Raw genomic sequence first — 6,438 nt, forward strand, 5'->3', positions numbered from 1 at the left:
CGGCCAGTACGCGGGCGCGGTCCTCGGCGCCGACGGCCGCCCGTCCAAGCCGATCATCGGCGTCCCGCTCGACGGCTCGGCCGGGGTCCAGGCCATCGGCGACACCGACGGCGGCCGCTACGACGGCGACGCGGGCGTCGACCGCGCGGTCGGCCCGATGCAGTTCATCCCGGGCACCTGGCGCAAGTGGGCCTCCGACGGCAACGGCGACGGCCTCGGCGACCCCCAGCAGATCGACGACGCGGCCCTGGCGGCGGCCCGTTACCTGTGCGCGGGCGGCCGCGACATGGCGAGCCCGGGCGGCTGGTGGGCCGGGATCCTGTCGTACAACAACTCGACGGAGTACGCGCAGAAGGTGTTCGGGTTGGCGGATGGGTATGCGAAGGGCGCGCAGTCGGTGCGCAAGCAGGGCTGAGCCCGCGGCCCGAAACGCCATGAAAGGGTCGTTCACCTCGTCAGACGACATGAACGACCCTTTCACGACATCCCCGAGACGCCGGGCAGACCACGCGGCCAGGCGACTCAGGCCGAGTCCGTCCGGGCCAAGGGGCGGTAAAGCGCTGCCGACCTGGGCTGAGAGCGGCGCCACCCGGTACGCGGTCGGCCGCCGGTCCTCAGCCGCCCAGTGCTAGCGTCGATGCCGTGCCAGATCCCCAGCCGCCTGCCGCGTCCCCCTGGGGGCGCCGGATCGCGATCGCCGCGACGTGCCTGGTGAGCCTGCTCGTCTGCTGCGGGCTCGCCTGGTGGCAGTGGGACCGCTTCACCTCGGCGAACGGCACCTTCCAGAACCTCGGCTACGTCCTGCAGTGGCCGCTGTTCGGGCTCTTCCCGGCCTTCATGTTCTGGCGGATCCGCAAGCTCCGCCTGAAGGCCGAAGCCGACGGCACCGCGGACGAGAAGCCCGGCGAAAAGCCCGTCGCCGAGGTGCCCGCTCCCCGTCCCCGTCCCGACGTGCAACGCTCGGACGAAGACGAGGAGCTGGCCGCGTACAACCGTTACCTGCGCGAGCTGAACGCCCGCGACCAGCAGGCCGCAGAGTGAGGACGACCCGATGACCACCAGCACCGAAGGCGCCCGGACCGCGGTGCCGCTCGCCGGCCCCCTGCTCCGCTTCCGGACCGCCGCCTACGTCACCGGCGTCGGGCTGCTCGGCCTGTGCTTCGTGATGGTGCTGCGCTACGGCTTCGACAACCCGACGCCGTCCGCGGTCTACTCGCCGATCCACGGCGTCCTCTACATGATCTACCTGGTGCTGACCATCGACCTGGCGATCAAGGCCCGCTGGTCGATCAAGGGCACCGTGCTGGTGCTGCTGGCCGGCTGCGTCCCGTTCGTCTCGTTCCTCGTCGAGCGCCGGGTGACGCACAAGGTCAAGGCCGGGCAGAAGCTGTAACCCGGCGGAACGTCAGCGCCACCAAGAACGAGCCGGCCGCGAACACCGCGGCCGTCGCGAACGCGGCGGTCATCCCGTCGACCGTGAGCTGGGCGCCCGTCGACGTCGTGGTGCGGGTCACCGAGCCGAACACGGTGATCAGCACGGCCAGTCCCAGCGTGCTGCCGACCTGCTGCATCGTCTGCAGCACGCCGCCCGCGGCGCCCGCGTCCTCGGTGGGCACCGTGGCCATCACGATCACGTTGAGCGGCGCGAACGCCAGCCCGCCGCCGAGCCCCATCAGCAGCAGCGGACCCAGCAGTGCCGGGAAGTACGCGCTGCTCGTGGTGAGCGTGGCGAGCCAGGTGACCCCCGCGACCATCAGCAGCGACCCGGTGAGCGCCAGCGGCTTCGGCCCGTAGCGGGGGAGCAGCCGCGGCACGAGCCGGCTCATCGTGAAGATGAGCGCCGCCATCGGCAGGAACGCGAACCCGGTGGCCAGCGCCGCGTAGTGCCGGATGTCCTGCATGAACTGGGTGAGGAAGAAGAACATCGACATCATCGCCATCGGGCCGAGGAAGAAGCTGACATAGGCCGCGCTGCGGTTGCGGTCGGCGAACAGGCGCAGCGGGACCAGCGGCAGCGCGGTCCGGGCTTCGATCACGACGAACGCCGTCAGCAGCGCCAGGCCGCCGGCGAGCGACCCGAGGGTCACCGGGCTCGCCCAGCCGTCGGACGCGGCGTGGGTGAAGGCGAACACGAGCGCGCCGACGCCGAAGGTGCCGGTGATCGCGCCGGGCAGGTCGAGATGGGCGCGCCGGCGCGGCGGCTCGGGGACGAACCGCGGGGCGAGGAGCACGATCGCCAGCCCGAACGGGACGTTGATGAACAGCGCGGCGCGCCACGAGATCCATTCGGTGAGCAGGCCGCCGACGATCAGGCCGATCGCGAAGCCGCCGCTGGACATCGCGGAGAACAGCGCGAGCGCCCGGACGCGGGCCTTGGCCTCGGTGAACGTCGTCGTGACCAGCGCCAAGGTGCTCGGGCCCGCCATCGCGGCGCCGACGCCCTGCAGGACGCGGGCGGCGATGAGCAGCGCGGCCGAGTCGGCGAGGCCGCCGGCCAGCGAGGCGAGGGTGAACAGGGCGGTGCCCGCGACGAACATCCGGCGCCTGCCGAACAGGTCGCCCGCCCGGCCGCCGAGCAGCAGCAGCCCGCCGAAGACGAGGCTGTAGGCGGTCATCACCCAGGACAGGCCGGTGGGGGAGAACCCCAGGTCGGACTGGATGCGCGGGAGTGCGACGTTCATCACGGTCGCGTCGAGGATGAGCATGAGCTGGCAGGTCAGGATGATCGCCAGGACGAGCCCGCTGCGGCGTGGCGGGGCCGCCACGGGCGCGGGGTGGAGCGTTTGCTGCGACAAGGGATACTCCCCCAAGGAGCACGAAGGTAAGTGGAGAGCTTCTCCACTTGGACACGACGCGATAATATGGAGAGCGTCTCCGGATGCGCAAGTGAATTCGGAGAATCTCTCCGGTTACGTGGTGAGGAGGCCGGGATGCCGGGCGGGGACACGGCGCGTCCGATGCGGGCGGACGCACGCCGCAACTACGAGCGCATCGTCGCGACGGCGAAGGAGCTCTTCACCGGCCACGGGCCCGACGTGCCGCTGGACGACATCGCGAAGAAGGCGGGCGTCGGCGCCGGGACGCTCTACCGGCACTTCCCGACCCGCGAGAAGCTGTTCGAAGCGGTCTACCGCGACGAAATCGAAGTGCTCGCCGACCGCGCGTTCGCGCTGCACGACGAGCTGCCGCCGTGGGAGGCGCTGGAGGCGTGGCTGACCGCGCAGGTCACCTGGGTGGTCGAGCGGCACAAGCTGGCCACGTTCCTCAAGGAGTCGATCGACTCCGGGTCGGAGACGTTCCAGTACTGCCAGAAGCGGCTGCGCGAGGCGACCGGCGTGCTGGTCGACGCGGCCCGGGACGCGGGGCTGGTCCGCGCGGACATCGAGGGCGTCGACGTGCTCCGGCTGGGGCACGGCGCGGGGATGGCCGTGCGCAACTGCAGCCCGGAGGACGGCAGGCGGGTGCTGGCCGTGATCCTGGACGGCCTGCGCGCGTGACGCGGGCCGTCCAGGCGGGGTTCAGCTGCCGATCCCGGTGAGGGAGCGGACCTCCATCTCGGCCTGCTTGGCTTCGTCCGCCTTCGGCTTGCCGACCAGCGTGCCGACGAACCCGCACAGGAACGAGAACGGGATCGAGACCAGGCCCGGGTTCTTCAGCGGGAACCAGGCGAAGTCGATACCCTTGAAGATCGAGTCCGGCGAGCCCGACACGACCGGCGAGAAGAGCACGAGCAGCAGGCACGCGATCAGGCCGCCGTAGATGCCCCACAGCGTGCCGGTCGTGTTGAACCGCTTCCAGAACAAGGAGTAGAGCAGCGTCGAGAGGTTCGCCGACGCCGCCACCGCGAACGCCAGCGCCACCAGGAACGCGATGTTCTGCCCGTTCGCCAGTACCCCGCCGACGATCGCCATGGCGCCGACGACGATCGCGGTCAGCCGCGCCACCCGGACCTCGTCGGCCGGCTCCGCCTTGCCCCGCTTGAAGATGTTCGCGTAGACGTCGTGGGCGAAGGAGGCCGACGCGGTGATCGTCAGCCCGGCCACGACCGCGAGGATCGTCGCGAACGCCACCGCGGCGATGATGCCCAGCAGCAGCGTCCCGCCGACGTGCAGGGCCAGCAGCGGGGCCGCCGAGTTCTCGCCGCCGGGCGCGGCCTTGATCTCGTCCGCGCCGACCAGCGCCGCCGCGCCGAAGCCGATCACCAGCGTGCACAGGTAGAAGAGGAACATGCACGCCGTCGCCCAGACGACGCTTCGCCGCGCCTCGCGGGAGTTCGGCACGGTGTAGAAGCGCATCAGCACGTGCGGCAGCGCCGCCGCGCCGAGGACCAGCGCCAGCGCCAGCGACACGAAGTCCAGCTTGGTGGTGCCGTTCTTGCCGTACGAGCCGCCCGGCTCGAGGAGCTTGTCGCCGAGCGGGCTGTTCTCGGCCGCCGAGGAGAGCAGGTTCGAGAACGAGAAGCCGAACTTGCCGAACAGGAACACCGTGAGCAGCGCGCCGCACAGCAGCAGGATGGTCGCCTTGATGATCTGCACCCACGTGGTGCCCTTCATCCCGCCGACCAGCACGTACAGCACCATGACCAGGCCGACGACGCCGATCACCAGCGCCTGGCCGAGCTTGGAGTGCACGTTGAGCAGCAGCGCCACCAGGCCGCCGGCGCCCGCCATCTGCGCCAGCATGTAGAAGAAGGAGATGACCAGCGTCGACGTCGCCGCCGCCGCGCGCACCGGGCGCTGCTTCATCCGGAAGCTGAGCACGTCGCCCATCGTGAAGCGGCCGGTGTTGCGCAGCAGCTCGGCGATCAGCAGCAGGTCGACCAGCCAGGCGACCAGGAAGCCGATGGAGTAGAGGAAGCCGTCGTAGCCGTGGATCGCGATGGCGCCGGCGATCCCGAGGAAGGACGCCGCCGACAGGAAGTCGCCCGAGAGCGCGATGCCGTTCTGGCGGCCGGTGAAGGCGCTGCCCGCGGCGTAGTAGTCCGACGTCGAGGAGTTCCGGGAGCTGGCCCGGTAGACGACGTACAGCGTGATCGCCACGAAGAGGGCGAACACGACCGTGTTGACGAGCGGGTTGCTGGCGGGTGCCCCCGCGGCGAGGGCGGTCACCGGCGCGTCCCTTCCGGCGCGCCCGCGGCGGCGCGCAGCTCGGCCACGCGCGGGTCGACCTGGCGGCGCGCGTAGCGGAGGTAGAGCCAGGTGACCAGCGCGGTGCTCGCGAACTGGCCGATGCCGAGCACGATGCCGACGTTGACCTGGCCGAACACCTTGGTGCTCATGAAGTCGTGCGCGTAGGCCGCCAGCAGCACGTAGGTCATGTACCAGGCGAAGAAGGCGAAGCTCATCGGGAAGACGAACCCGCGGAACCGGCGGCGCAGCGCGACGAACTCGGGACTGGCCTGGATCCCGGCGTAGTCGGGGCCGGTGGGGGCGGCGGTCCGCCGCTGCGGGGCGCCCGGCGGGCGCTCTCCGGTGAAGAGGGCCGGCATCCGGCCGGTCTCCTCGAGGGCGTTGCCCGTCGCTGGTCGCGCGACGTCGTACATGGGTGCCTCCGGCAGAGAGCCTGGCGTGGCGGCGGGACCCGGTGCCCGCGGCGGGCGCCGGCCGCCCTTGCGGTCTGCGAGGCGAACATCGTAACTACGCCGTCCGGCGGAGTCCGAAGGCGGCCGGGACGTTCGGGGGTCCGGCGGGCGCCGTATTCGGTTTCTCGTCGAAAGGGTCGAATACGCTTTTGGTGACTGGGTCACGGGCAGATCACCCGTAATGATGAGAAAAATTGTGACGCGACGTTGTCGCGTTCGGCCTACGCTGCGGCGAACGAGGTAACCCGGCCGGACGCGGGTGACCGATCGTCACGCGGGGTAGTCATACTACGGTTCCGTAGCGCCGAAGAGGGTCCACCGTGGGCGGCGTGGCGGCGAAGATCCACTGGTCGGCGCCGGTTCTCGAAAGAAATCACCAGGTCGGGGGACGTGGGCTCGCAACGCCACAAGATCGGGCACATCTTGAGACTTGACCCACCCGTTGGGGGTACAGAGTGTAGATCGTCCGAGGTATGCTGCTGCCCTGCTTGGGCTAATCGGGTGACGGCCGGATGCCCGGGTGAGGCCTGCCCGGTAACCGGAATTCCCCCTTTGGGAGCGGGGTCGGCGCGGTTCTCGGCCGGAAATCCGCTTTTCGCAGGTCAGCGCCCGAGTGGACGACAAAATTGACCGGCCCGGCATCGGGGGTACGATTCTTTGGCCCAGCTGACCGCAGCGATCGATTGGCACCGATAAAGTTGATCTCGACAACCGTGCAGAACGCAACTTGCGCCGTGCACGTGCACAGTCCCTTGCACGGGACGTCGGGGCGGTGCCTGCCCGGAGACGGGCGCGCGGACGGCCGGGCTGCCGGGGGCGAGCGAGGGCGACGGCGAAGTGGCAGGGTGCGGGCGGCG

The 6,438-nt window shown here is 70.4% G+C and carries 7 protein-coding genes; 4 read left to right on the forward strand and 3 right to left on the reverse strand.

The features are described 5' to 3' along the window. From G3I65_RS11905 to G3I65_RS11915, 3 genes are all read left to right on the forward strand, one after another. On the forward strand, nucleotides 1-415 hold a 415-nt coding region (locus G3I65_RS11905), incomplete at its 5' end, for a lytic murein transglycosylase (protein ID WP_160696155.1). Between the two features lie 227 nt (nucleotides 416-642). After that, nucleotides 643-1,041 (forward strand): hypothetical protein, encoded by a 399-nt coding sequence (locus G3I65_RS11910; protein ID WP_309235411.1) that lies wholly within the window; start codon nucleotides 643-645, stop codon nucleotides 1,039-1,041. Between the two features lie 10 nt (nucleotides 1,042-1,051). Continuing rightward, nucleotides 1,052-1,393: a DUF3817 domain-containing protein gene (locus G3I65_RS11915; protein ID WP_125315650.1), complete on the forward strand. Its 342-nt coding sequence runs from the start codon at nucleotides 1,052-1,054 to the stop codon at nucleotides 1,391-1,393. On the opposite strand, the gene G3I65_RS11920 is transcribed toward G3I65_RS11915, so the two are convergent. Continuing rightward, nucleotides 1,371-2,795, reverse strand: a complete 1,425-nt coding sequence (locus tag G3I65_RS11920) for an MFS transporter (RefSeq protein WP_160696156.1) — start codon at nucleotides 2,793-2,795, stop codon at nucleotides 1,371-1,373. The two genes, G3I65_RS11915 and G3I65_RS11920, sit on opposite strands and share 23 nt — an antisense overlap. Before the next feature lie 135 nt (nucleotides 2,796-2,930). On the opposite strand from G3I65_RS11920, the gene G3I65_RS11925 reads away from it, so the two are divergent. Beyond that, nucleotides 2,931-3,497: a TetR/AcrR family transcriptional regulator gene (locus tag G3I65_RS11925; RefSeq protein WP_160696157.1), complete on the forward strand. Its 567-nt coding sequence runs from the start codon at nucleotides 2,931-2,933 to the stop codon at nucleotides 3,495-3,497. A 21-nt stretch (nucleotides 3,498-3,518) separates the two neighbouring features. Here the strand turns inward: G3I65_RS11925 and G3I65_RS11930 are convergent, their stop codons facing one another. Together G3I65_RS11930 and G3I65_RS11935 are read right to left on the reverse strand one after the other, a co-directional pair. Next, nucleotides 3,519-5,108, reverse strand: coding sequence for a cation acetate symporter (locus G3I65_RS11930; RefSeq protein WP_160696158.1), 1,590 nt, complete (start codon nucleotides 5,106-5,108; stop codon nucleotides 3,519-3,521). Then, complete coding sequence (locus G3I65_RS11935) at nucleotides 5,105-5,542, reverse strand: DUF485 domain-containing protein (RefSeq protein ID WP_160696159.1); 438 nt, start codon at nucleotides 5,540-5,542, stop codon at nucleotides 5,105-5,107. Before G3I65_RS11935 ends, G3I65_RS11930 begins: the two co-directional genes overlap by 4 nt. Nucleotides 5,543-6,438 lie beyond the last annotated feature (896 nt).

The organism is Amycolatopsis sp. SID8362 (assembly GCF_010550475.1).
GTDB classification, from domain to species: domain Bacteria; phylum Actinomycetota; class Actinomycetes; order Mycobacteriales; family Pseudonocardiaceae; genus Amycolatopsis; species Amycolatopsis eburnea.

Coding starts and splice junctions, on each gene's coding strand:
- G3I65_RS11935 (WP_160696159.1), bottom strand. CDS start 5,542: ATGTACGACGTCGCGCGACCAGCGACGGGCAACGCCCTCGAGGAGACC.
- G3I65_RS11925 (WP_160696157.1), top strand. CDS start 2,931: ATGCCGGGCGGGGACACGGCGCGTCCGATGCGGGCGGACGCACGCCGC.
- G3I65_RS11915 (WP_125315650.1), top strand. CDS start 1,052: ATGACCACCAGCACCGAAGGCGCCCGGACCGCGGTGCCGCTCGCCGGC.